This window comes from Mesorhizobium sp. M7A.F.Ca.US.007.01.2.1 (assembly GCF_003998165.1).
GTDB classification, from domain to species: domain Bacteria; phylum Pseudomonadota; class Alphaproteobacteria; order Rhizobiales; family Rhizobiaceae; genus Mesorhizobium; species Mesorhizobium ciceri.
Genome location: NZ_RZQP01000078.1, coordinates 1 through 25123 on the forward strand (window position 1 = coordinate 1; position 25123 = coordinate 25123).

Sequence of the window (25123 nt, forward strand, 5' to 3'; positions counted from 1 at the left end):
GATGTAGAAGTAGCCAGCGCCGTAGACGTCGCAAATCTTGACGTATTCAGCGGGTTCCGGCTCGGCGACGACGACGGCGTCGGCGGCGCGCGCACCGGAAACTGCGATCAGGGCCGCAGCGGAGCCGAGGAGAAGGCTCTTGATGTTCATTTTCTGACCTCCAGTCAGAATCGGATGAAACAGCGGCTTGCGGAGAGTCAGGCGACGCCACAGGAACGGCGCTTCCTTCGACTATCAATTTGTTATTGTTAGGAGATTTGTCCTGCGAAGCGCGCAGCGCGAAGCAGGATGGCGGAGAGGATGGGATTCGAACCCACGAGAAGCTTTTGACCTCTACTCCCTTAGCAGGGGAGCGCCTTCGACCACTCGGCCACCTCTCCGTTGCGCCGCTGGATAAAGAAAAGCGCTGGCACAATCAACAAGCCCGCATCATTATCTGAAAAAATAAGAAGGCGCCGAACCGCGATCTTCCATGCATGTGGCGGTTCTGCGGTTGTTTCCTGGCTAGCGACTCGGGAACTCGCCATGATTCCGTCGGTCCATCGCCGGATTCGGCGGCAAACAAGGGGTTGCGGCGGGCCTGATGGTTAACGAGAGCTTTCTGAGTGAGGCCAAATCGTGTCATTTGTGCAACAACGCCAGGGGATAGCAGCCAGGCAGCCCTTTCACCGGTACGATCGTGGTTGAACGCCGCCGCCTCATGAGTAATGTCGATTTCGAAGGAGCGGCGCGGTGCGCATCTTTTTCGGTAGTGGGGATGGGGCAGGGAACGCTGTCCTTCAGCAAAGAATACCCAGACCCGTTTTTTAACTTTTGACTGGAGGTCAGAAAATGAACATTAAGAGCCTTCTCCTCGGCTCCGCTGCGGCCCTGATCGCAGTTTCCGGTGCGCGCGCCGCCGACGCCGTCGTCGTCGCCGAGCCGGAACCCGCTGAATACGTCAAGATTTGCGACGTCTATGGCGCTGGCTACTTCTACATCCCCGGCACCGAGACCTGCCTGCGCATCGGCGGCTACATCCGCTACGATATCGGCGTGGGCGATCACGGCACCAACGATGGCGTCAACAACGTTCCGGACCGCATGAACGCCGGCGACGAGCACGACACCTACTACAAGCAGGCTCGCTTCACGCTGAAGACCTGGACCGGCCAGGAAACCGAACTCGGCACGTTGAAGACCTACACCGAAACCCGCTTCAACTTCGGCAACAACACCGGCGACTATACCGATGAGTTTGCCGGCGACTGGCAGGCTCACAACAAGGGTACCACGCTGAATTTCGCCTGGATCCAGCTCGGCGGCTTGCGCGTCGGTAAAGACGAATCGGCCTTCGATACGTTCATCGGCTATGCCGGCAACGTCATCCAGGATACGATTGTTCCCTACGGCGGCTTCGACACCAATGTCATCCAGTACTACTTCGACGCTGGCAACGGTTTCTCGGCCGTGGTCTCGCTCGAAGAAGGTTATGGCGACTACTCGATCGACAGCTATGTTCCGCATGTTGTCGGCGGCGTGAAGTGGACGCAGGGCTGGGGCGCCATCACCGGCGTTGTCTCGTATGACAGCAACTACGAAGAAGTTGCCGGCAAGGTTCGCCTGGACGTGAACGTCTCCAACGAACTGTCGCTGTGGGTCATGGGTGGCTACGGCTCCGACGACAACCTCGGCGATGATCCGCTGGTCGGAGCTGGCGGTCGCGGCATGTACAAGCAGTGGGGCGGCAACTGGGCTGTCTGGGGCGGTGGCACCTACAAGTTCAACGAGAAGACCTCGTTCAACGCTCAGGTCTCGTATGATGACTGGAAGAACCTCGGCATTGCGGCGAACGTCGCTTATGACGTCGTTCCGGGCTTCACGGTCACGGCCGAAGTCGACTACCAGAACGTCGGCAGTGACGACCTTAACAAGGGTTGGTTCGGCGCTGACAAGAAGAGCAACATCGGCGGCATTCTCCGCTTCCAGCGCTCGTTCTAAGGGCTGGTTCCTTACAGGTGAAATTCAGCCCGGGCGTGCAAGCGCCCGGGCTGTTTTCGTTTCGCGACTGGATCAAGGCAAACAGAAGGATGGGGGTAACGGTAGCTGAATAAATCCGTGGAGTGGTTTCGTGGGATCTGCTGATGGGCGGATGGAAATCACAACCGCGTGATTAAAATCTCTTGAAAGGACGCTTCCAAGCGGGTAGGGCTGACCTATCCCACTCGGGGGTGTGGCAAATGATGACGAACGAAGCGATTCAAGAGGGCGAGTCCTCTGATCATTTTTCGATGTTTTCTTCTCAAAGTCCGAAGATTCGATACATCTATAACAAGATTAGAGAAGTAAAGTCGCATCGGGTCAGAGATCTTTTTTCAGCATATCGTGACATATTATGGGATGATGGGCGGCATAAGTATAATGTCAGCTCTTTCATCGGCGAAATAGACGAGATTCTCCTTGGGGAGCGTTTCAGCGCCTTTGACCAAAGTACCCTCGACAACCTTATCGGCACCTTGCGCCAGCGCGGCAACAGCAACGCAACCATCAATCGAAAGATGGCTGCCCTCAGCAAACTGCTGCGCAAGGCTCACAAGATGGGAGATATCCACAGCCTGCCCGAGTTCCGCCGCCAGAAGGAGCGGGCGGGTCGGATTCGGTTCCTCGAAAGGGACGAAGAGGCGCGCCTGTTCGCCGCCATCAAGAGCCGCAGCGAGGATGCCTACAGGCTTTCCGTCTTCCTGGTCGACACCGGATGCCGTCTCGGCGAGGCGCTCGGGCTGATCTGGAACGATATCCAGGAGCATCGCGTCTCGTTCTGGATCACCAAATCCGGCCGCAGCCGCACCATTCCAATGACCGAGCGGGTCAAGGAGGTCATCAAGCTGCCTCCCACCGAGGGCCGCCGGCCCAAAGGACCGTTCACCAAGCTCAGCCAGGCACAGTTCCGTGCCATCTGGAACGACGCGAAGGCCGAAGTCGGCCTCGGTGCCGACGATCAGGTGGTGCCGCATATACTGCGCCATACCTGCGCCTCGCGTCTGGTCCAAGGCGGCATCGACATCAGACGCGTGCAGATGTGGCTCGGCCACCAAACGTTGTCGATGACGATGCGCTACGCGCATCTGGCCACCAACGATCTCGATGGCTGTGTCATCGTGCTGGAAACGCCTCGATCGACTCAGCCGGGCGGCAATTGCGCTGAAGGCTCCATGTTTTCTTCGCCCGTGACGACGCCTTCGTCGCCGACGGCAGAGCGGAAAACGAGGGACGAGGCAGCCGCCGCCGCTAAGGAGTCGCCGAAAGCGACTCGGAAAAGTTCAAAAGCCAAGTAGGCTGAAGAATCCTGCCTATACTATCGTAGCTATCCCGTGACCTCGTTTGGTCATGGGGTTTACTTCAGGATATTCTTCCGCTCGGCCTGATCGAGAAAAGCGCCTATGTCGCCCGGTAGGCTGCCGGTCTCGAGGAACGGCGCATGGCCCTGACCCTCGACGGTGATCGTCTCCATCATGGAATGGCGCTCTCTCATCTGCTTGAGCGTGTCTGTGGACAGCAATCTCGAATTAACGCCCCGTATGGTGAGCAGAGGAATCGCGGCCAACGCCTCGAATTGCGGCCATAGGTCAGGCAGCTTCTGCGTCAGATCGAGACTGGCAACGGTATCCACCAGCTTCGGATCGAAATCCGGCACCAGCCCACCATCCGTTTCGCGGTAGAGAGCCCATACCATCCGATCCCAATCGGCGCCGGCAAGAGCGGGGAAGTCTTCGCCATGCACGCTGCGCTGGGCGGCCGCCGCCTGTGTGCGGGTTTTCGGTGCCGGGTCGCGCTCGAGATAAGACTGGATATGGGCAAGTCCGGCCGTCTCGATCACCGGTCCGATGTCGTTGAAAACAATGGCTTTCAGGACGGATGGCCGCATCGTCCCGAGCACATGGATGATCAATCCCCCGCGCGAGGTGCCGATGAAGGCCGCTTCTCCGATGTTCAGCGCCGCCAGCCCGGCGAGAATGTCGCCGGCCTCCACGCCGACATTGTAATTTTTGACGTCGGGATCATAAGCCGACTGCCCGCGCCCGCGGTAGTCGAAGGCGATGACCTTTCGTGGAGTTGCCGCATGCGTCGACAGATAGAGCGCCAGCTCGTGAAAATCCTTGGCATTGCGGGTCAGGCCAGGCAGGCAGACAACCGGCCAGGGTCCGGAATTGGCCTCGCCATAGACGCGCGCATGGAGTTTTAACCCGTCCGGTGCGCTGTAGAAGAAGTCGGAAAAAAGCTGCTCGCTTGCCATCGGAATGTGCGACCTCGCTGTATCAATCTGGACAGCTACAGGCGAGGGCAGGGATGGTCAATAAAAGGCGCTTTTGCCTTCTCCCACAAGTGGAGAAGGACAGAAAGGCTCAACTCCGCCCGTTCACCAGATCCCCGACAATGTCGTATTTGCCGGAAATACGCATCTTGTAGACCTCGTAATTCTCCATCACGCGCTGAACGTAACTTCTTGTTTCTGTGTAGGGAATCCGCTCGATCCAGTCGACGACCGCGTCGATGTCCTTGCCGCGCGGGTCGCCATATCTGCCCACCCACTGCCTGGCCCGGTTGGGGCCAGCATTGTAGCCGGCGAAGGTCAGCACGTAGGAGCCGTTGAAGCGGTCGAGCTGTTCGCCGAGGAAGGCCGAACCAAGCGTCGCGTTGTAGCCGGCATCGGTGGTCAGCCGTGCTTGCGAAAACTGCAGCCCGGCCTTCTTCGCCAGTTGCCTTGCGGTTCCCGGCATCAGCTGCAGCAGCCCGCGCGCGCCGGCGCTCGACACGGCGCCGATGTTGAATTCGCTTTCCTGGCGGGCGATCGCATAAGCCAGCGCCTTGCCTGAGCCGGAAATGTCAGCCGAATCGGGAATGACGCCGAGCGGATGCGACAATGCGCCGACATCAATGCCGCGCGCCCCGGCGATCTTGCCGATTTTCAGCGCCATAAAATGGTTCCCTTGCTTTTCGGCAAGGACAGCGAGCAGCGCCAGTTCGCCTGGACTGGTCAACTGCCCGGCAAGGTCGCGATAGAGCGTCTCGGCATAGCGATCGTAGCCCGCCTCCTGCAGCCGCTTGATGGCGCTGACGGCCTCGCGGCCGGCAAAGTTCTGCCGGTCGGCGGCGCTTGGCGAGGGATAGACGATGTTGAGCGCCTGCCGGCCGACACGTTCGGCGGCAAGCTGGCCGTAGAATGTCGTGCCGTAGGCAGCGGCGCGCGCAAAATAATCCTTGGCGTTGCCCGGGCCGCCGACTTCGGCGGCACGGCCGAGCCAGTAATACGCGCGCGACAGCGTCATCGGCCCTTGGGCAAGGTCGGCGATGCGAGCGAAATGCGTTGCGGCAAGCTTGGGGTCGTTCAGGCCGCGCAACGCGTACCAGCCGGCATGGAATTCGGCGTCGGCCGCATTGGTGGCACTTTCGGCAGCGTGTGTGGCGACGATCTTGTACGCGGCCTTCATGTCGCCCTGGTCGACCAGTTCACGCGACAGCACCCGGCGCTCGACCCACCAGGCATCCGGATCGACCAGAGCTTCGCGATCGGTCGGTGCCTGCATCACAATGGCTGCAGCGCCGGCAAAATCCTCCTGCTTGCGCAAATATTCGGCCTGCGCGAAGAAGTAGCCGGCCGAACGTTGCATTGCCGGCACGGCCTTCAGCAGCTTGGGCGCGTTCTTGTCGCCTTTGTCGGCCGCCGCCCATGCATCGGCGAGCTGCTGGGCGCCGGCGAGGCCGGCGACGCGCAGCGCGGAATTCGCGCGGTCGGCATAGAACATGCGCTCCATGCGAAAGCGGTGGTCTGCGGCCGGGATCAGGCTGCCGAATTCCTTGATCAGCGCCGCCTCGTCCTTGGCCTCCAGGATCGCGGTGCGCCAGAAGGGCGACAGCACGGAACGCGCCGCCTTGGCATTGCTGGACGCCACATAGGCGCGGGCGAGAACCATCACGCCTTCGAATGTCTGCGGCTGGCTGCCATCGAACGCCCTGATGACGATGTCGGGGGCAGGGTTCTCTCGATAGAGCGCGCGCTCGCTGTTCTTGCGCAGGGCTACGGTCCCCGGCCAGTTGGGCAGCATCTTGGCCGCAGCAGTGATATCGTCGCTCGGAACCTTGTCGCCGCCATAAAGCGCGATCGCCCAGGCAAGGATATGCTGGTCGAGCGACTGCGCCGGAAGGGCATCGCGCACGCCACGAGCGCGGGGACTATCACCCTGCGCCAACGCATCCAGTCCGCTTTTCAGAGGGGCGACGTCGGGCAAGGGCGCCTGTCGCGTTCTGTCCTGCAGGTCTGGCAGCGCAATTGCCGCGCCTGGAATCGGAATGGCTGAGGTGACCCGTGCGTCCACGCTGCCGCTGATCGCCATGCCCGGCATCAGCGCGAGCGCGGCGCCAAGCAGCGCGAGAAGGTGAGGCCGACCGCCCGGCATGATCCCTAAATCTTTCCTTGTCCTGGCATTCCACAAGCTGGCGAAGATGCCTCGAAGCCTAAACTTAGGTCGTGAAGAGCCCGTAAACAAAGAGTTAGCGAGGCCGTTCGAATTGCGCTTGCTGGCACCATGGCAATGCTTGCCGCGCAACCATGTCGAGACTATGGTGCGCCGCTTCGCTTTCGGTTAGAAGGCGCGACCACAAACACCGACACAAAACACCAGAAGTGCCAAGGAGTTGGACGAAATGCTGAGAGGCTCGCTTACTGCGCTCGTGACACCGTTCGAAAAGAGCGGGCGTTTCGACGAGAAAGCCTTTCGCGCATTCGTCGAATGGCAACTCGCGGAGGGCACGACGGGCCTGGTGCCGGTCGGCACCACCGGCGAGTCGCCGACACTGTCGCATGACGAGCACCGCCAGGTCGTCAAGGTATGCATCGAGGTGGCCAAGGGACGAGTTCCGGTCGTCGCCGGCGCTGGTTCCAACAACACCGAGGAAGCCGTCGGGCTCGTGCAGTATGCCGAGAAGGCCGGCGCCGATGCCGCCCTGGTCGTCACGCCTTATTATAACAGGCCGACGCAGCGCGGCCTGTATGAGCACTTCGCGGCGGTCGCCAGGGCGACCAAGCTGCCGATCATCATCTACAACATCCCGCCGCGCTCGGTCATCGACATGATGCCGGACACGATGGGCCGGCTCGTGCACGACTTCAAGAACATCGTCGGTGTCAAGGATGCCACCGGCAAGGTCGAACGGGTTTCCGAGCAGCGTGCCACGTGCGGCAAGGATTTCATCCAGCTTTCGGGCGAAGATGCTTCGGCGCTTGGATTCAACGCGCATGGCGGCGTCGGCTGTATTTCGGTGACGTCGAACGTCGCGCCGCGGCTGTGCGCCGAATTCCAGGAGGCAACGCTTGCCGGCGACAGCGCCAAGGCGCTGGATCTGCAGGATCGCCTGCTGCCGCTGCACAAGGCGATCTTCATCGAGCCTGGCGTTTCCGGCGCCAAATACGCGCTGTCGAAGCTAGGCAAGGTCGAAAACGTGCTGCGCTCGCCGTTGGTGACGATCGAACAGTCGACTGCCGACAAGATCGATGCGGCTATGAAGCACGCCGGCTTGATTAATTAGGGATGAGGCGCCACCTCTCCGCATCATGAATCAAGTCAGAAAAGCCGATCCCAACAACAAGACCGTTTCGGAAAACCGCAAGGCGCGGTTTTCCTATGAGGTGCTCGACACGGTCGAGGCCGGTCTGGTGCTGACCGGCACCGAGGTCAAGTCGCTGCGCCAGGGCCAGGCCAATATCCAGGACAGCTATGCCTCGGTCGAAGGCGGCGAGATCTGGCTGATCAATTCCTATCTGCCGGAATATCTGCAGGCCAACCGCTTCAACCACGAGCCCAGGCGGCGCCGCAAGCTGCTGCTCAACAAGCGCGAGATGGCGAAACTGTCGCAAAGCGTCGACCGCGAAGGCATGACGCTTGTGCCGCTAAAGATCTATTTCAACGACCAGGGCCGCGCCAAGCTGCTGCTCGCTGTCGGCCGCGGCAAGAAACTGCACGACAAGCGCGAGAGCGAGAAGCAGCGCGATTGGTCGCGCGAGAAGGGCCGGCTGTTAAAAGAGCGTGGGTAGGCTGGGGCCATTCGCTTGAAGAACCGGATTGTTCTCTTTGGTCTGGCCAGTCTGGTCTTGGTATGTTTCGTCGCAGCAGGCGGCTACATCTATTTCAGGGCATTCTCGCCGGACCGCGACAAATATCCGCTCAGGGGCATCGACGTTTCCCATCATCAGGGCCGGATCGACTGGCCGCGTGTCGCCGCCGACGATGTCGCTTTCGCAGTCATCAAGGCGACCGAAGGCGGCGATCATGTCGACGATGCCTTCGCGAGGAATCTGGAAGAGGCCCGCGCCGCCGGTCTCGCCGTCGGCGCCTATCACTTTTTCACCTTTTGCCGACCTGGCGCCGACCAGGCGAAGAATTTCATCTCGGTTGTGCCGCACGACCAGCCGCTGCTGCCGCCGGTCGTCGACATCGAGTTCGGCGGCAACTGCCCGCAGCGGCCGACGCCCGAACAATTGAACGCCGAACTGGCCGCGTTCCTCGCTCCAGTCGAGGCGACGTTCGGCAAACCTGCGATCGTCTATCTGACCGATGAGGCAGCGCAGACCTATGCAGGGCGCATTGCTGCCCGTCCGCTCTGGCTCCGCTCGTTGCTCCTGGAGCCGGACCGCGACGACTGGGTCTACTGGCAGTACCACAACAGGGGTCGCGTTGACGGCATCAATGGCGATGTCGATATGAACGTGCTGAAGGGTGGGCCGGCGGTGCTGGCTGCACTGTTTGCGCCATCAAGCTGATCCGCTGGCGCCCGACTCTATTTCTGCAGGAACGCCGCTATCTGGCTGAAAACGCTAACGAACATCGCTTCGGTCAGCACACCGGTGTTGGTGTTGTAGCGCGAGCAATGGTAGCTCGAAAACAGCGTGATGCTGCCGGCCGGCAGCTGCCCGCCATGCTTGAACGGATAGGCGGCGACACGCCCGCCCAATGCCCGCACCGTCGACTGGTGCGCGATCGATCCCAGTGCCAGCACGGCGCGCAGGTTCGGGAACCTGGCGATCGTCGGCACCAGGAATGTCCGGCAGGTGGCAATCTCAGCGCCCACCGGCTTGTTCTCCGGCGGCACGCAGCGCACCGCGTTGGTGATCGCGGTGCCGACCAGCTCCAATCCGTCATCTGGCCGCGCCTTGAACTCTCCGCGCGCAAAACCGTGCGAAATCATCGTCGAGTAGAGCAGGTCGCCGGCATAGTCGCCGGTGAACGGGCGGCCCGTTCGATTGGCACCGCGCAGGCCAGGCGCCAGCCCGACGATCAGCAACTGAACCGCCGCGTCACCCTCGGGTGGTAAAAAAGTCGGCACCGGCGCATTGAACCAGGACGGCTCGCGCTGCCGCCACTCGGCGATGAAGTCATGCAGCCTTGGGCAGAGCGGGCAATCGCGGCCGGGTTCGGAGGCGGAAAGCACGGTCAAGGCGACCGGCCTCAATAATCGTCCTCGTCGACTTCGGCCGGCTCGGGCCTGCGCACCGGGCGCTCGGACGGGTCACGGCCAACCTCGTTCTTCAGCGTCGTCAGGTCGATGAAATGGTCGGCCTGGCGGCGCAGATCGTCGGAGATCATCGGCGGCTGCGAGGCCATGGTCGAGACGATCGATACCTTGCGGCCACGCCGCTGCAATGCCTCGACCAATGTGCGGAAATCGCCGTCGCCGGAAAAGATGACGTAGTGGTCGACGACATCGGCGAGTTCCAGCGCATCGACGGTGAGCTCGATGTCCATATTGCCCTTGATCTTGCGGCGGCCGGTCGAGTCGGTGAATTCCTTGGCCGGCTTGGTGACCACCTTGAAGCCATTATAGTCGAGCCAGTCGATCAGCGGACGGATCGAGGAGTATTCCTGATCCTCGACCAGCGCCGTGTAATAATAGGCGCGCAGCAGATAGCCGCGCTTCTGGAAGCTCGACAGAAGCTTGCGGTAGTCGATGTCGAAGCCGAGCGCGCGCGACGTCGCGTAGAGATTGGCGCCGTCGATGAATAGGGCGATTTTTTCACGAGGGTCGAACATGGAAAATATTCCTTCTCGAAATAAACACCCGTCTAAACCAAATGCGATAGCGTTCGGTCAGGCTCATAATAAACCGGCTGACCTCTATGCCATCCGAGATAGCGCCAGTTTCGCGGCAATCCAAGGGCGCGTGCGGCACTGCAAGCAATTGTGATCGGGACACCGAACACATAGCACAGACTGGTTTTGCCAAATCGGGTGTTTGAACCAAGGTTTGGACGCCATGCAACCCAGCCATTGCCATGATGCTTGTATTTTGACGGCGTTCGGGTTATGGACCGCGCCTGTTTTCCATCAAATCCATCGCATGAAAGGGGCAATCCATGGCCCGCGTAACCGTTGAAGATTGCATCGACAAGGTCGACAACCGCTTCGAGCTGGTGCTCCTTGCCGGCCATCGTGCCCGGCAGATCAGCCAGGGCGCGCCGATCACAGTGCCGCGTGACAACGACAAGAATCCGGTTGTGGCGCTGCGCGAGATCGCCGATGAGACGCTGTCGCCCGACGACCTCAAGGAAGATCTGATCCATTCGCTGCAGAAGCATGTCGAGGTCGACGAGCCCGAGGCCGATGGCGAGGCGATTGCCGATCAGACCGGCACCGCCGTTGCCGCCACCGACGCCGACGACGCCGAGGAGAACATCACCTTCGACCGGATGACCGAGGAAGACCTCCTGGCCGGCATCGAGGGCCTGGTGCCGCCGGAAAAGAGCGACGACTACTAAGCCAGCGTTCTGGACCTGCCTGGAATACGTTTCCGGCACTTCCGTCCAGTCAGTTTCGTGGCTATCTATGGGATGCGCCGTACGCTAGTGCGGCGCATCAATCATTTCAGCACCGCGAGATTCCGCCCATGATGCGTCAGTATGAGCTTGTCGAGCGCGTCCAGCGCTACAAGCCTGACGTCAACGAGGCGTTGCTCAACAAGGCCTATGTCTATGCCATGCAGAAGCATGGCCACCAGAAGCGCGCTTCCGGCGATCCGTATTTCTCGCATCCGCTCGAAGTCGCCGCCATCCTCACCGAAATGCATATGGACGAGGCGACGATCGCGGTCGCCCTGCTGCACGACACCATCGAGGACACGACCGCCACGCGGGCCGAGATCGACGATCTGTTCGGCCCCGAAATGGGCAAGCTGGTCGAGGGCCTGACCAAGTTGAAGAAGCTCGATCTGGTCTCGAAGAAGGCCGAGCAGGCGGAAAACCTGAGAAAGCTTCTGCTGGCGATTTCGGAAGATGTCCGCGTGCTGCTGGTCAAGCTCGCCGATCGTTTGCACAATATGCGCACCCTCGACCACATGCCGGAGGCCAAGCGCCTCCGCATCGCCGAGGAGACGATGGATATCTACGCACCGCTGGCCGGGCGCATGGGCATGCAAGGCATGCGTGAAGAGCTGGAGGAGATCGCCTTCCGCTTCATTAATCCTGAAGCCTATCGCGCCGTCACCGCACGGCTTGCTGAAATCTTCGAACGCAACAAGGGCGTGCTGACGGACATCGAAAAGGCACTGTCCACGTTGTTCGAGAAGCATGCGATCAACGCCAGCGTAAAGAGCCGGCAGAAGAAGCCGTGGTCGGTGTTCCGCAAGATGGAGGCCAAGGCGCTGTCCTTCGAGCAGCTCTCTGACATCTTCGGCTTTCGCGTCGTCGTCGACACGGTCGAGGACTGCTATCGGGCGCTTGGCGCCATCCACACCGCGTGGTCTATGGTGCCGGGTCGCTTCAAGGACTACATCTCGACGCCGAAACAGAACGACTACCGCTCGATCCACACCACCATTGTCGGCCCGTCGCGCCAGCGTGTCGAGCTGCAGATCCGCACCCGAGAGATGAACAAGATCGCCGAATACGGCGTCGCCGCCCATTCGATCTACAAGGATACCGGCGGCAAGACGAATGGCGCCGCCCACGCGATTTCAAAGGAAACCAACGCCTACGCCTGGCTGCGCCGCACCATCGAGCAGCTTGCCGAAGGCGACAACCCTGAGGATTTCCTCGAAAATACCAAGCTGGAACTGTTCCAGGACCAGGTGTTCTGCTTCACCCCGAAAGGCATGTTGATTGCGCTGCCGCGCGGCGCGACACCGATCGACTTCGCCTATGCGGTGCACACCGATGTCGGCGACACCTGCGTCGGTGCCAAGGTCAACGGCCGCATCATGCCGCTGATGACGGAACTGAAGAACGGCGACGAGGTCGAGATCATCCGCTCCAAGGCGCAGGTGCCGCCGGCGGCGTGGGAATCGGTCGTCGTCACCGGCAAGGCGCGCTCGGCCATCCGCCGTGCCACCAAGAACGCCATCCGCAAGCAATATTCAGGTCTCGGCATCCGCATCCTGGAACGCGCCTTCGAGCGTGCCGGCAAGACCTTCACCAAGGAGAGCCTGAAGCAGGTGCTGCACAGGCTGGCGCGCAAGGACATCGAGGATGTGCTGGCCTCTGTCGGGCGTGGCGAGCTCGCCTCCACTGATGTCATGAAGGCGGTATTCCCTGACTACAAGGACGAGCGCGTCACCACGGCCGTTCCCAAGCCGCGCGAGGAGGGCTGGTCGAAGATCCGCAATGCCGCCGGCATGCTGTTCCAGATTCCGGGTCGTGCCGCGCGCAAGGACAAGGACCAGCCACGCGATGGAGCCGTGCCGATCCGCGGCGTGCGCGGCGATCTGCCGGTGCGCTTCGCGCCGGAGGGGGCAGTGCCTGGCGATCGCATCGTCGGCATCGTCCAGCCGGGCACCGGCATCACTATCTATCCGATCCAGTCGCCAGCGCTGCAGGCATTCGATGACCAGCCCGAGCGCTGGATCGACGTGCGCTGGGACATCGATGAGCGCACCAAGGAACGCTTTCCGGCGCGCGTATCGGTCACCGCCATCAACGCGCCGGGGTCACTCGCCGATATAGCGCAGGTGGTTGCCTCGAACGACGCCAACATCCATACGCTGTCGATGGTGCGCACTGCGCCCGACTTCACCGAAATGCTGATCGATCTCGAAGTCTGGGATCTCAAGCACCTCAACCGGCTGCTATCGCAGCTCAAGGACAATTCGAGCGTCAGCGACGCAAGACGCGTCAATGGCTAGACCATGCTCCGGTTTCGGACAAAACCATGGTCAATCAAAAAGAGGCAGACATGAACACCGATGAAGTGCTGGGCATTTTCCGCGAGGCGGGTGCTGTTCTGGAAGGGCATTTCATTTTGACCTCGGGCCTGCGCAGTCCGGTCTTCCTGCAGAAGGCGCGCGTGTTCATGCATGCCGACAAGACCGAGCTTCTGTGCAAGGCGCTGGCGGAGAAGATCCGCGCAGGCGTGCCCGGCAAGATCGACTATGTCGTCGGCCCGGCGATCGGCGGGCTGATCCCGGCCTATGAGACCTCACGTCATCTCGGCGTGCCGGCGATCTGGGTCGAGCGGGAAGGGGGCGAGTTCCGCTTGCGCCGCTTCGAGATCGCCAGGGGTTCGCGTGTCGTGATCGTCGAGGACATCGTCACCACCGGCCTGTCGATCCGAGAGACCATCGAGTGCCTGCGCGAGCTTGGCGCCGAGGTGGTTGCCGCGGCCTGCATCATCGACCGTTCGGCCGGCAAGACTGATGTCGGCGTGCCGCTCATCGCGCTTGCCGAGTATGAGGTCCCGGCCTATCCGGCCGACCGGCTGCCGCCGGAGCTTGCCGCCATCCCGGCGATCAAGCCCGGCAGCCGCAACATCTGACGGGGCATGCCGACATGCGTGAAGACGAATTGGAAATGATCGCCGGCATCGATCATTTCGTGCTGACGGTCGCTTCGCTGGAAGTGACCTGTGAGTTTTACCAGCGCGTGCTGGGTTTTGAGCGCATCGACGCGGCCGATCGACCGACGGCGCTGGCTTTCGGTAGCCATAAGATCAATGTGCATGAGGTCGGCCGGACTTTCGAGCCAAAGGCGAAGTCGCCGACATCAGGATCAGGTGATTTCTGCCTGATCACCGAGCGGCCACTGGATGAGGTCCGTGCGCGGCTCGCGGCCAATGGTGTGGTGGTGGAACTCGGCCCGGTTGAACGTGTCGGGGCCCGAGGTCCAATGATGTCGGTCTATTTCCGCGACCCGGACGGCAATCTGGTCGAGGTCAGCGAATACCTGCCGTAGCCGCTGGCGGCGCTGTGCCTTTCGGCGATGCGACTGCCGTTCCTTAAATTTTGCCGCGATTGTCCAATGTTCGAAGCAAGACCTGCCGCCCCGAAGGGCGGCGACAAGCGCGGCGCACAAAAGGTGTTTGGTTGTTCTTGCGCCAGCGCGTTGTTATATAAGCTGGCGATTGCCATAGGGTGATCGTCAAGCGCAAGATGTGGCTGCCACGCCCGGCTGAAGGTGCCGTTGCGGGCGCTGTGGAACGGGAACAGAGTGCTATTTCGACGCCGCAAGCCTGATGGCCTTTATGAGCGGGTGCGTACCTATCTTTGGCCGCGCCGCTCGTTTTCGCGCTCGCTTCAGTATTTTTCCAAGCGCATCCTGCGGCTGAAGGCCACACCGCATGCGGTGGCGGCCGGCGTTGCGGCCGGTGTCTTCGCTTCATTCTTCCCCGTCGGTTTCCATTTCATCATCGCTGCCATCCTGTGCTGGGTGATCGCCGGCAATCTGGTGGCGGCGGCGCTTGGCGCGGTTTTTTTCGGCAACCCGCTGACCTTCCCGTTGCTATGGGGCGCGTCGTGGGAAACGGGCAAGCTCATCCTGCATGACCGGTTGCCGACACATGGGCCGCCGGCGCATCTGGGCGAGATGTTGCACAACCTCTCCTTCGCGCAATTGTGGAAACCGGTCCTTGAACCGATGCTGATCGGTGCGGTTCCGCTCGGCTTGATCTTCGGGCTGCTGTTCTACGCCATCACGCGCTGGGGCATGAACGCTTTCCGCGAACAGCGGCGCAAACGCCTGGCCGAGCGCGCAAGCCGGCATGCGCAATCGTCCCATCCCGGCGCAAGCATCGGTTCCACTGCGCGATGATCATCGGCATCGGCAGCGACCTGATCGACATCAGACGCATCGAGAAATCGCTGGAGCGTCACGGCCAGCGCTTCGTCCAGAGAATCTACACCGACATCGAACAGGCGCGTTCGGACAATCGACGCGCCCGCGCGGCCTCCTATGCCAAGCGTTTCGCCGCCAAGGAGGCCTGCGCCAAGGCGCTGGGCACCGGACTGGCGCAGGGCGTGTTCTGGCGCGACATGGGTGTCGTCAACCTGCCCAGTGGCGCGCCGACCATGGCGCTGACGGGAGGAGCGCAGGCCAGGCTGGACAAAATCCTGCCAAAGGGCCATCGGGCGGCAATCCACCTCACCATCACGGATGATTTCCCGCTCGCTCAAGCCTTTGTGATCATCGAGGCGCTGCCCGTCGAAGAAGCGCCACATTGATTGCCTCTGACGACCGGCATTGACGTTGCCCAGCGCGCGCCGAGACTCTATACCATCCAACGCACAATCGAGGACGACATGAGCGTGGCTGAAAAATCCGAGAAGAAATCCGGCGGGCTTGGCGAGACCGTCAGCGTCATCGTCCAGGCGCTTTTGCTCGCCCTGGTCATCCGCACGCTGCTGTTCCAGCCTTTTTCGATCCCATCGGGATCAATGCGGCCGACGCTTTTGGAAGGCGACTATCTGTTCGTCACCAAATGGTCCTATGGCTATTCGCGCTATTCGCTGCCTTTCGGACCCGATATTTTTTCGGGCCGCATCTGGGGCTCCGAGCCGAAGCGCGGCGACGTGGCGGTTTTCAAGTTCCCGCCTGATCCGTCCGTCGACTACATCAAGCGCGTGGTCGGCCTGCCGGGTGACAAGATCCAGGTCAAGGACGGCCAGCTGTTCATCAACGGCGTCGGCGTGCCGCGCGTGAAAACAGGCCAGATCGACAATCCCGACATCACCGAGGAATCGCGCCCGATCGATGTCTATCGCGAAACCCTGCCCAACGGCGTCAGCTACGACACGCTTGACCTGAATTCGAACTCGATCGGCGACAACACCCGCGAATTCGACGTGCCGCCCGGCCACTATTTCATGATGGGCGACAACCGGGACAATTCCGCCGACAGCCGTTTCACTGTCGGCTACGTTCCCGCGGAAAATCTGGTTGGCCGCGCCAATCTTGTCTTCTTCTCGATCGCCGGCAAGGCGAGCCCTCTCGAAATCTGGAAATGGCCGTCGCTGATGCGCGCTTCGCGCCTGTTCCATTTCGTCAATTGATGGCTTTGAAGCGCCCGACAGGCGAAACACTGGCCGGTTTGGTGAAGGCCAAGACCGGTCACGTCTTCAAGGATATCCGTTTGCTCGAGACCGCCTTGACGCATTCCAGTGCGGTCAAGGCGGCCACCAACAACCAGCGTCTTGAATTTCTTGGCGACCGCGTGCTCGGGCTTGTCGTCGCCGATATGCTTTTCGAAAAATTTCCCGATGCGCCGGAAGGTGAAATCGCGCCGCGCTTCAATGCGCTGGTCGATGCGCGGACCTGCTCCGAAATCGGCATCGAAATGCAGCTGGAGGATCTGGTCCGCGCCGATTCTGCCTTGAAGATGCGGTCGCGTGGCTCGGGCGGAAACTATCTGGCGGATGCGGTCGAAGCGCTGATTGCGGCGGTTTACGTCGACGGTGGCATCGAGGCCGCGCGGCGGTTCGTCCTGCGCTACTGGGAACCGCGCTCGCATACGGTGATCGCAAAGCCGCTCAATCCGAAATCCGATCTGCAGGAATGGATTGCCAAGACCAGCGATATCAGACCCGAATATGTGATCGACAAGCGCGAGGGACCCGACCATCAGCCGGTCTTCACTGTATCCTTGCAGGTCCGCGGCTTTGCGCCGATAAGCGGCACCGGCGGCTCGCGCAGGGCGGCCGAAGAAGCGGCGGCTTCGGCATTTCTTGTGCGCGAAGGCGTTTGGGCCGCCGCATCGGCCCAAAAATCGGGGGGCTCGCGGCCCTCCAGTGAAGGGAGCGCGGCATGACCGCTACCGAAGAGCCGGCGACCACAGCCGCCGCCACGCATTCCGGCTTTGTCGCGCTGATCGGCGCGCCCAATGCGGGCAAGTCGACCTTGGTCAACCAATTGGTCGGCGCCAAGGTGTCGATTGTCACCCACAAGGTGCAGACGACCCGCGCCATCGTGCGCGGCATCGCCACGCATGACAATGCGCAAATCGTTTTCGTCGACACGCCTGGCATCTTCAAGCCGAAGCGGAGGCTCGACACGGCGATGGTGACGACCGCCTGGGGTGGGGCCAAGGACGCCGATATCGTACTGCTTCTGATCGACGCCGAGCGCGGCATCAGGGGCGACGCCGACGCCATCCTCGAACGGCTGAAGGATGTGCGCCAGCCGATGGTGCTGATCCTCAACAAGGTCGACCGCGTCAAGCACGAAGCGCTGCTGGCTCTGTCGGCGGCAGCGAACGAAAGGGTGCCGTTCAAGCGCACCTTCATGGTGTCGGCGCTGACCGGTTCCGGCTGCAAGGACGTGCTCGATTATCTGGCCGAGTCTCTGCCGGTCGGTCCCTGGTACTATCCGGAAGACCAGATCTCGGACCTGCCGATGCGCCAGCTCGCGGCCGAGATCACGCGCGAGAAGCTTTATCTCAGGCTGCATCAGGAATTGCCCTATTCCTCGCATATCGAGACCGAGAAATGGGAAGAGAAGCCGGACGGCTCGGTGCGCATCGACCAGACCATCTATGTCGAGCGCGACAGCCAGAAGAAGATCGTTCTCGGCCACAAGGGCGAGACCATCCGCGCCATCGGCCAGGCGGCGCGCATGGAGATAGCAGGCATCCTCGAACAGAAGGTGCACCTGTTCCTGTTCGTCAAGGTGCGCGAGAACTGGGGCGACGACCCCGAGCGCTACCGCGAAATGGGGCTCGAGTTTCCGCGCTAGGCTCGATGGTCAGCAAGCCGAACATCGACATAACGCTTGTCAGCCGATTGATCGCCACGCAATTTCCCAAGTGGAAGGATCTTCCGGTCAGGCCGGTTGCATCAGGCGGATGGGACAACAGGACCTTTCATCTGGGCGGCGAGATGACCGTGCGACTGCCAAGCGCCGCGGCCTATTCCCTGCAGGTGGAAAAGGAGCATCGCTGGCTGCCGAGGCTCGCACCTCTGCTGCCGCTGCCGCTGCCGATCCCGGTGCCGCTGGCGATGGGAGTTCCGGCCGAAAGCTATCCCTGGCACTGGTCCGTCTACCGCTGGATCGAAGGCGAGACGGCAGAGCGCGAGCGGATTGCCAGCCTGCCGCAATTTGCGACCGACCTGGCCGCGTTCCTGGTCGCCCTTCAGCGTATCGATGCCACCGGTGGACCCGGCGCCGGGACAGCACAATTTCTTTCGCGGCGGAGCACTCAGCGTCTACGATGGCGAGGCCCGGCAAGCGATTGCCGCCCTCGAAGGCAAGATCGACACGGTCGCAGCCAGTGCGGTGTGGGAGGCAGCACTTGCCGCACAATGGCACGGTGCGCCGGTCTGGTTCCACGGTGACGTCAGTTGGGGAAACCTGTTGGTCAGGCAAGGCCGATTGAGCGCGGTGATCGACTTCGGAACCTCCGGCGTCGGCGATCCCGCCTGCGATCTGGCGATTGCGTGGACGCTGTTTGAAGGCAAAAGCCGGGAGGCGTTTCGTGCCGGCCTTCCGGCCGACGGGGCGATGTGGGCGCGCGGTCGTGGCTGGACGCTTTGGAAGGCGCTGATCACGGTCGCTGGACAGATCGACGCCAACCCTGTTGAGGTTGAGAAAGTCACGTGATCGATGAAGTCCTTGCCGACCGCGCGCGCGAGCGTGAAGCGCCGAACGATAAGCCGCTCTAGCCAACCAAAACCCAGTCCCGTCGCCAAACATCCGCCGTCGCATGGCGCGACCAGGGACATTCCGACCGACGCATGCTTCCCGGGAGTGCCAATCCGCCTGATCGAGGCGGACGACCACGTCGCCCGTGTCGCCAAGGTCGACTGAGAGGCGTCACGGAGGAATCGTTTTTGAACGGTTGGCTGCTGTCACAATCGGGGACGCCACAGCGCTCCAGGGTTTCGATCGTCTTGGAAGAAGCAGACAGGCTTGGAAGCGTCATCCCGCTTTTCGCCTCGGCATCAGAGTGAGATTGGCGAATGGGCGTCACCTGGCGATAGAGGGGTCGGCAAGATTCAGGTCGATGTCGGCGAAAACCAGGTAGATATTCCACATTGTGCGGTATTTTTAGAAATATAAAACGTTGAATTATATTTAGCCGCGAAAGTATCCCGTATATATATTCAATATGTGACGTTGTGCCACTTGTGCCATTCGCCGTCACGCAAAGTGTTATTTGTGCAACACAGCATTAATCTGTTCACGGAATTGGCATTATTTCGGAAATCGTCATTGAAGGCAGATGATCGATGGGTATGTTCGCCGCTGAAAAGGGCGAGCGGTGTGAGCCTTTTTCGTTGTGGGGGTGAGGCGGGAAAACATTGCCGCCAGCCACAAATCCGGAGCCATTTATAACTATGACTGGAGAGGTCAGAAAATGAACATCAAGAGCCTCCTTCTCGGCTCAGCCGCGGCCCTGATCGCGGTCAGCGGCGCGCGCGCCGCCGACGCTGTCGTCGTCGCCGAACCGGAACCGGCCGAATACGTCAAGATTTGCGACGTCTACGGCGCCGGCTACTTCTATATTCCGGGCACCGAGACCTGCCTGCGCATCGGCGGTTATCTCCGCTACGACATGGGCGTCGGCGATTCCGGCTCGCTCGATGGCGCCAACAACGTTGCCGATCACATGGACGGCGATAGGCACGACACCTATTACAAGAACATGCGCTTCACGCTGAGGACTTATACCGGCCAGGAAACCGAACTCGGCACGTTGAAGACCTTTACCGAAACTCGCTTCCAGTTCGGCAACTCCTCCGGCGACTATACAGGCGACGGCACCGGCTGGCAGGCCGGCAACAAGACCACCACCCTCAATTTCGCCTGGATCCAGCTCGGTGGTCTGCGCGTCGGTAAGGATGAAACGGTATACGACCAGTTCATCGGTTATGCCGGCAATGTCATCCAGGACACGCTCATCCCGTATGGTGTCAAGGATACCAATCTCATCAGCTATTACTTCGACGCTGGCAGCGGCTTCACGGGCGTGGTCTCGCTTGAGGAAGGCACCGCCGTCAACACCATCGACAGCTATGTTCCGCATGTCGTCGGCGGCTTGAAGTACAAGGGCGACTGGGGTGCGATCACTGGCGTCGTGGCCTATGACAGCAACTATGAGGAAGTGGCCGGCAAGGTCCGTTTGGACGTCAACGTCAGCAAGGAACTGACGCTGTTCGTCATGGGCGGCTACGGCACCAACGACAACATCAACGACTTCGGCACAGGCCGTACCCAATACAAGCCGTGGGGCGGTAACTGGGCAGTCTGGGGTGGCGGCACCTACAAGTTCAACGAGAAGACCTCGTTCAACGCCCAGATTTCCTATGACGACTGGAAGAACCTCGGCGTCGCTGCCAACGTTGCCTATACCATTGTGCCCGGCTTTACGGTCACGACTGAAGTCGATTACCTCAATGCAGGAAAATTCGACGACTTCGACTTCAACAACTGGACCAAGGCCGACAAGAAGAGCAGCGTCGGCGGCATCGTCCGCTTCCAGCGCAATTTCTAGCAGATCGACTGACCTCACCAGCCCGCCCGCAGCACATCGCTGCGGGCGGTTTTTTATGCATTGGTGTGAGAGTTACCCAGGAGCCAAGCCCATACCTTGATTTCGCCACCCGATCGGTGAAAAGCTCCTGAAATGGAATGGCGCGACGAGGGAATCATTCTCGGCACCCGCAAGCATGGCGAAACCAGCGCCATTCTCGAGGTGCTGACGCGAGCGCATGGCCGTCATCTCGGCCTTGTTCGCGGCGGCCGTTCGCGCAAACAGCAGCCCGTCCTCCAGCCCGGCAATCGCGTCGACCTGTTGTGGCGTGCGCGCCTTGATGAACATCTCGGCACGTTCCAGGCCGAAGCGATCGAGATGAATGCTGCCCGGTTGATGGACAGCGCCGTCGCCGTCTACGGTTTGCAGACCATGGCCGCGCATCTGCGCCTGCTGCCCGAGCGCGACGCGCATGAAGGTCTCTACGAAACGCTTGCCGTAATGATCGTCCATCTCGACGATGCCGACGTTGCCGGCGAACTGGTGGCGCGTTTCGAGCTTCTGGTGCTGGACGAACTCGGCTTCGGCCTCGATCTCAGCCAATGCGCCGCCACCGGCACGCGACAGGACCTGGCCTATGTTTCGCCGAAGTCGGGACGCGCGGTATCGCGCGAAGCCGGTTTGCCATGGCGCGACAGGATGCTGGCTCTGCCGGCCTTCCTGCAGCGCGGCTCCGGCCTGCGCGCGGATGCGGCTGATGTCGACGACGCCTTCCGGCTCACCGGCTTCTTCTTCAACCGCCACGTCTATGAGCCGCGCGGCATCGAGCCGCCGGACGCTCGTACCGGCTTCCTCGCCGCCTTGCGCAAACATCACGCACGCGGCAAGGCCATAGCTGGCGAGGACGCAGCCAGAGAAATCCTCACATGAGCGAAGTCGAACTTTATCCTGGCCGGGTCTCACCGCTCGGCCTCGGCACCATTCCGCACGCCGACATCCTGAAATACACCGGTTTGGAATTGCTGCAGCGCATCGTCGACGGCAAGTATCCGGCGCCGCCGATTTCCTTCCAGCTGAATTTCACTCTCACCGAAGTCTCGGAAGGGCGCGCTGTCTTTCGTGGCATGCCGAGCGAGCGCCATCTCAACCCGCTGGGCAGCGTGCATGGCGGCTGGGCGGCAACGCTGCTCGATTCGGCACTGGCCTGTGCCGTGCAGACGCTGCTCGAAAAGGGCGAGGCCTATACGACGGCGGAGTTCAAGGTGAATTTGACGCGTCCCATCACGCCGAAGACCGGCGAGGTGGTCTGCGAGGGCAGGGTTGTTCACAAGGGCCGCACGTTGGCGGTGTCGGAAGCGACGCTGAAGGATGCCGGCGGCAAGCTGCTGGCTTTCGGCACCGAAACATGCTCGATCTTTCCGGCCGCCAATCTGGCGGCGCGCTGAGTTTTCTGGCCGCTTGGCCGCCGCATTTGAATGTCAGTACGACGAATGTCAGTGAAAACTGGCCTGGTTTGGGGGAACCGCCATGTTTGAAAGCCTGATCGGCCTTGTCGCCATCATCGCCTTGTTCGTCATCATTTCGCGTCAGCAGAGCCGCATCGGCCTTGTCGAGCGTGAGCTTGGCGCGCTGCGCAGCCTTGTGCTCTCGGGAGCCGTGCCGCCGGCGGCCAAGCCGTCCGAACAGGCGGTGGCCGACAACGCACCCGCCGATGTGATTCCAGCCGTTGCGGCAGCGGCCGACATTCCCTCTCCAGCGACAAGCGAGCCGGTCGCCGCACCGGCGCCAGCCATGGAAACGGAAGACTCGACCGGCGAGATCGTGTCCGGGCCGTGGACCGCTCCAGAACCGGCGCCGAAGGCGGTGGAACCCGCGGAGCTTCCCGGAGCGACGAAAGCCGCCCGCCAATCCGATGTCGAAACCGCGCTCGGCACCCGCTGGGCGGTCTGGGTCGGCGGCATCGCCCTGGCGCTGGGCGGCCTGTTCCTGATCCGCTACACCATCGAAGCCGGCATTTTCGGCCCCGGCGTGCGGCTGGCCATGGCCGGCGTGCTCGGCCTTGTGCTGGTCGCCGGCGGCGAGTTCATCCGCCGCACCGGCTTCAAGATGCCCGTACAAGGCGCCGCGGGCGCCTATATTCCGGCGATCCTGACAGCGGCCGGTGCCTTCATCCTGTTCGGCACCGTCTATGCCGCGCATGGCATCTACGGCTTCATCGGCCCGGCACTCGCCTTCACGCTGCTCGGCGTCATCGGCGTGGCGACGATCGCGGCAGCCCTTGTCCATGGCCAGGCGCTGGCCGGCATCGGCCTTGTCGGTGCCATGGTGACGCCGGTGCTCGTCGCCTCGCAGGCACCCAATCCCTGGGCGCTGTTCGGTTATCTTGCGATCGTGCTCGCAGCGACCGGCGTCATCGCCCGCATGCGCGACTGGAAATTACTGATGGCGGCCGCCTTTTTCGGCACCGGTGCCTGGACCATCCTCTATATGACCGATGCGCCGGGGGCGAACCTCTCTGCGATCCTGCTCATCGACGCCGTCACGCTGGCCGTGCTCGCCCTTGTCTGGCTCGCTCGCCGTGGCGACGAAACCACGCAAGACAGGGCTTTCGACTGGCCGTCCATCGTGCCTGGCCTGTTCGTCGCATTCTCGGCACTGGGCCTGTCGGTAGACCCGGCCTTTGCTGCCGCCGGCTATGCCTTGCCGGGCGCGGTGGTGATCGCCGCGATGGTGGCGGTCACGCTTTATCGTCCGCTGGCGCTGCCGCTCCTCTATGCCGCGGGACTGGTCACGGTGCTGATCTATCTCGGCATTATCCCGCCAACCTCGATCGCTTCCGATTTTTCGGGCGGCGCCCTGGGCGTCGACGGACTGCCGGTGGCCACGTCCAACGCGCTGACCTTGCGCATCGGCATCGCACTCGGCCTGGTCTTCATCGGCGCCGGCTTCTGGGCCGCGCGCCGGTTCGCCGCTGGGACACAGATACGTGCGGCCTCATGGGCGGCGTGGGGCGTCATCGTCCCGCTGGTCGTCCTGCTGGCGCTCTGGTTCACTTTCGGCAATCTCGACCGTGACCCTGTCTACGCCGCCGCAGCGGCACTGTTGGTCGTCATTTTCGCCGCCGGCGGCGAGTGGATCGCGCGGGCCGAGGAGCCGCCGCTCAAGGGCGGTGTCGCGGTCTCGTTTGCCCTGGGCGGCGCGGCCATCGCCGGGCTGCTGCTGATGCATATGGCTTTCGATTCCGGCTGGACCACCATCCTGCTCGGTGCGGCCGCCATCGTGCCGGCGCTGGCCACGCGCTGGCGCGTCTATCCGGTGCTCGGCTGGATTTCGGTCGGCGCGGTGATCGCGGTGCTTGGCCGTGTCGCCTTCGACCCGACCATTGTCGGCGCCGGGTTCCTGTCGACGACGCCGGTGTTCAACTGGCTGTTGCCCGGCTACGGCGTGCCGGCGCTGGCCTTCGGCTTTGCCGCCTGGCAGCTTGCGCGCACAACGAATGGCCGGCCGCGCCTTGCCATGGAGGCGGCAGCGGCACTGTTTGCGCTGCTCACGCTCGCCATACTGGTGCGCCACGCCATGCACGGTGGCGTCATCGACACGGGTGCCATGACGCTCGCCGAACAGTCGATGTACACCCTGATCGCCATCGGTGCCGGCGCAATCCTGGTCGCTATCGACATGCGCTCGCCAAGCTCGGTGCTGCGCTATGGTTCGATGGCCGTCGGCGTAATCTCCGTCGGCTTCATCGTCATCCGGCACTTCGTGGTGCTGAACCCGCTTTTCACAGACGAATCGACCGGCCGTATCCCGGTGTTCAACCTGTTGTTCCTCGCCTATCTCCTGCCGGCGGTCGCCGCCGGGGGACTGGCGCTCTACGCCAGGGACAAGCGGCCAAAATGGTATGCGCAGATGCTGGCCGTGGTGGCTGCCGCGCTTGCCTTCGCCTATGCCACGCTGTCGGTGAGGCGCCTGTTCAAGGGCGAATTCATCGGCCTGTGGAGCGGCCTCGGCCAGTTGGAAACCTACACCTATTCGGCGCTCTGGCTGGTTATCGGCGTGGCGCTGCTCACCGCCGGCGTCTGGCTTAAATCGCAGGTGCTGCGCATTGCCTCCGCCGCGCTGATCGCGATCGCCGTGCTGAAGGTCTTCATATTCGACATGTCGGAGTTGGAAGGCGTACTCCGGGCGCTATCCTTCATCGGCCTCGGCGCGGTTCTGATCGGTATCGGCCTGTTCTATCAGCGGCTTTTGACACGGGCGGCGAAGGAAAACGGATAAAGGCAAGCAAGAACAATAAGATTTCACCCCGACCGGGAATAAATCGGCCAATGGGCTCGTTATCTCATTGCTTGGGTGACCGGAGCGGCGGACCGCTTCGCGCTGGCCGCTTGCGCCGCGCCCGGAAGGCGCATTCAATCCAGATCAAC

At 61.8% G+C, this 25123-nt stretch carries 22 protein-coding genes, 1 tRNA gene and 1 pseudogene; 19 read left to right on the forward strand and 5 right to left on the reverse strand.

What is annotated here, in order from left to right:
• Positions 1–289: 289 nt before the first annotated feature.
• Positions 290–380, reverse strand: a tRNA-Ser gene (locus tag EN949_RS16120).
• Between the two features lie 451 nt (positions 381–831).
• Between EN949_RS16120 and EN949_RS16125 the strand changes: the two genes are divergently transcribed.
• Positions 832–1980 (forward strand): porin, encoded by a 1149-nt coding sequence (locus tag EN949_RS16125; protein ID WP_127371729.1) that lies wholly within the window; start codon positions 832–834, stop codon positions 1978–1980.
• 239 nt (positions 1981–2219) lie between these two features.
• On the forward strand, positions 2220–3314 hold the full coding sequence (locus EN949_RS16130; RefSeq protein WP_127366554.1) for a site-specific integrase: 1095 nt from the start codon (positions 2220–2222) through the stop codon (positions 3312–3314).
• A gap of 59 nt (positions 3315–3373) precedes the next feature.
• Here the strand turns inward: EN949_RS16130 and EN949_RS16135 are convergent, their stop codons facing one another.
• Positions 3374–4273: an alpha/beta hydrolase gene (locus tag EN949_RS16135; RefSeq protein ID WP_127366555.1), complete on the reverse strand. Its 900-nt coding sequence runs from the start codon at positions 4271–4273 to the stop codon at positions 3374–3376.
• Between the two features lie 109 nt (positions 4274–4382).
• Positions 4383–6434 carry a lytic transglycosylase domain-containing protein gene (locus tag EN949_RS16140; protein ID WP_127366556.1) on the reverse strand — a complete coding sequence of 684 codons (2052 nt, stop codon included), beginning with the start codon at positions 6432–6434 and terminating at the stop codon, positions 4383–4385.
• Positions 6435–6681: 247 nt separating this feature from the next.
• Between EN949_RS16140 and dapA the strand changes: the two genes are divergently transcribed.
• Genes dapA through EN949_RS16155 form a run of 3 tightly spaced genes read left to right on the forward strand, consistent with a single transcriptional unit; the run spans position 6682 to position 8794 of the window.
• A complete protein-coding gene (dapA, locus tag EN949_RS16145; protein WP_013532595.1) occupies positions 6682–7563 on the forward strand; it encodes a 4-hydroxy-tetrahydrodipicolinate synthase in 882 nt (293 codons plus the stop codon).
• A gap of 25 nt (positions 7564–7588) precedes the next feature.
• Positions 7589–8068, forward strand: coding sequence for an SsrA-binding protein SmpB (smpB, locus tag EN949_RS16150; RefSeq protein WP_013532594.1), 480 nt, complete (start codon positions 7589–7591; stop codon positions 8066–8068).
• A gap of 15 nt (positions 8069–8083) precedes the next feature.
• Positions 8084–8794, forward strand: coding sequence for a GH25 family lysozyme (locus tag EN949_RS16155; RefSeq protein WP_024503073.1), 711 nt, complete (start codon positions 8084–8086; stop codon positions 8792–8794).
• A gap of 17 nt (positions 8795–8811) precedes the next feature.
• On the opposite strand, the gene EN949_RS16160 is transcribed toward EN949_RS16155, so the two are convergent.
• Together EN949_RS16160 and EN949_RS16165 are read right to left on the reverse strand one after the other, a co-directional pair.
• Positions 8812–9468, reverse strand: a complete 657-nt coding sequence (locus EN949_RS16160) for a uracil-DNA glycosylase (protein ID WP_127366505.1) — start codon at positions 9466–9468, stop codon at positions 8812–8814.
• Between the two features lie 11 nt (positions 9469–9479).
• Positions 9480–10061: an NYN domain-containing protein gene (locus EN949_RS16165; protein ID WP_010915096.1), complete on the reverse strand. Its 582-nt coding sequence runs from the start codon at positions 10059–10061 to the stop codon at positions 9480–9482.
• A 323-nt stretch (positions 10062–10384) separates the two neighbouring features.
• On the opposite strand from EN949_RS16165, the gene rpoZ reads away from it, so the two are divergent.
• The 14 genes and pseudogenes from rpoZ to EN949_RS16235 all read left to right on the forward strand — a co-directional run bounded on the left by rpoZ (position 10385) and on the right by EN949_RS16235 (position 24974).
• Entirely contained in the window at positions 10385–10786 is a 402-nt protein-coding gene (gene rpoZ, locus EN949_RS16170) for a DNA-directed RNA polymerase subunit omega (RefSeq protein WP_013532591.1), read from the forward strand.
• A 128-nt stretch (positions 10787–10914) separates the two neighbouring features.
• A complete protein-coding gene (locus tag EN949_RS16175; RefSeq protein ID WP_013532590.1) occupies positions 10915–13143 on the forward strand; it encodes a bifunctional (p)ppGpp synthetase/guanosine-3',5'-bis(diphosphate) 3'-pyrophosphohydrolase in 2229 nt (742 codons plus the stop codon).
• A gap of 50 nt (positions 13144–13193) precedes the next feature.
• On the forward strand, positions 13194–13772 hold the full coding sequence (pyrE, locus tag EN949_RS16180; RefSeq protein WP_013532589.1) for an orotate phosphoribosyltransferase: 579 nt from the start codon (positions 13194–13196) through the stop codon (positions 13770–13772).
• Positions 13773–13807: 35 nt separating this feature from the next.
• Positions 13808–14188 carry a VOC family protein gene (locus tag EN949_RS16185; protein WP_024503070.1) on the forward strand — a complete coding sequence of 127 codons (381 nt, stop codon included), beginning with the start codon at positions 13808–13810 and terminating at the stop codon, positions 14186–14188.
• 255 nt (positions 14189–14443) lie between these two features.
• Positions 14444–15043: a DUF2062 domain-containing protein gene (locus EN949_RS16190; protein ID WP_013532587.1), complete on the forward strand. Its 600-nt coding sequence runs from the start codon at positions 14444–14446 to the stop codon at positions 15041–15043.
• Positions 15040–15453, forward strand: coding sequence for a holo-ACP synthase (gene acpS, locus EN949_RS16195; RefSeq protein ID WP_024503069.1), 414 nt, complete (start codon positions 15040–15042; stop codon positions 15451–15453). Before EN949_RS16190 ends, acpS begins: the two co-directional genes overlap by 4 nt.
• Positions 15454–15531: 78 nt before the next feature.
• The gene (lepB, locus tag EN949_RS16200) at positions 15532–16281 is read left to right on the forward strand and encodes a signal peptidase I (RefSeq protein WP_013532585.1); all 750 of its coding nucleotides are present in this window, start codon (positions 15532–15534) and stop codon (positions 16279–16281) included.
• Positions 16281–17036 (forward strand): ribonuclease III, encoded by a 756-nt coding sequence (gene rnc / locus EN949_RS16205; protein WP_084652676.1) that lies wholly within the window; start codon positions 16281–16283, stop codon positions 17034–17036. Before lepB ends, rnc begins: the two co-directional genes overlap by 1 nt.
• Positions 17033–17959 carry a GTPase Era gene (era, locus tag EN949_RS16210; protein ID WP_024503067.1) on the forward strand — a complete coding sequence of 309 codons (927 nt, stop codon included), beginning with the start codon at positions 17033–17035 and terminating at the stop codon, positions 17957–17959. Before rnc ends, era begins: the two co-directional genes overlap by 4 nt.
• A gap of 5 nt (positions 17960–17964) precedes the next feature.
• Positions 17965–18885 (forward strand): annotated as a pseudogene (locus EN949_RS16215) (aminoglycoside phosphotransferase family protein).
• Positions 18886–19580: 695 nt separating this feature from the next.
• Positions 19581–20717, forward strand: coding sequence for a porin (locus EN949_RS16220; protein ID WP_024503065.1), 1137 nt, complete (start codon positions 19581–19583; stop codon positions 20715–20717).
• A gap of 132 nt (positions 20718–20849) precedes the next feature.
• Positions 20850–21626, forward strand: coding sequence for a DNA repair protein RecO (gene recO / locus EN949_RS16225; protein WP_013532580.1), 777 nt, complete (start codon positions 20850–20852; stop codon positions 21624–21626).
• Positions 21623–22141, forward strand: a complete 519-nt coding sequence (locus EN949_RS16230; protein ID WP_027162667.1) for a PaaI family thioesterase — start codon at positions 21623–21625, stop codon at positions 22139–22141. Before recO ends, EN949_RS16230 begins: the two co-directional genes overlap by 4 nt.
• Positions 22142–22223: 82 nt before the next feature.
• Positions 22224–24974: a DUF2339 domain-containing protein gene (locus tag EN949_RS16235; protein ID WP_127371029.1), complete on the forward strand. Its 2751-nt coding sequence runs from the start codon at positions 22224–22226 to the stop codon at positions 24972–24974.
• Positions 24975–25123: the final 149 nt, after the last annotated feature.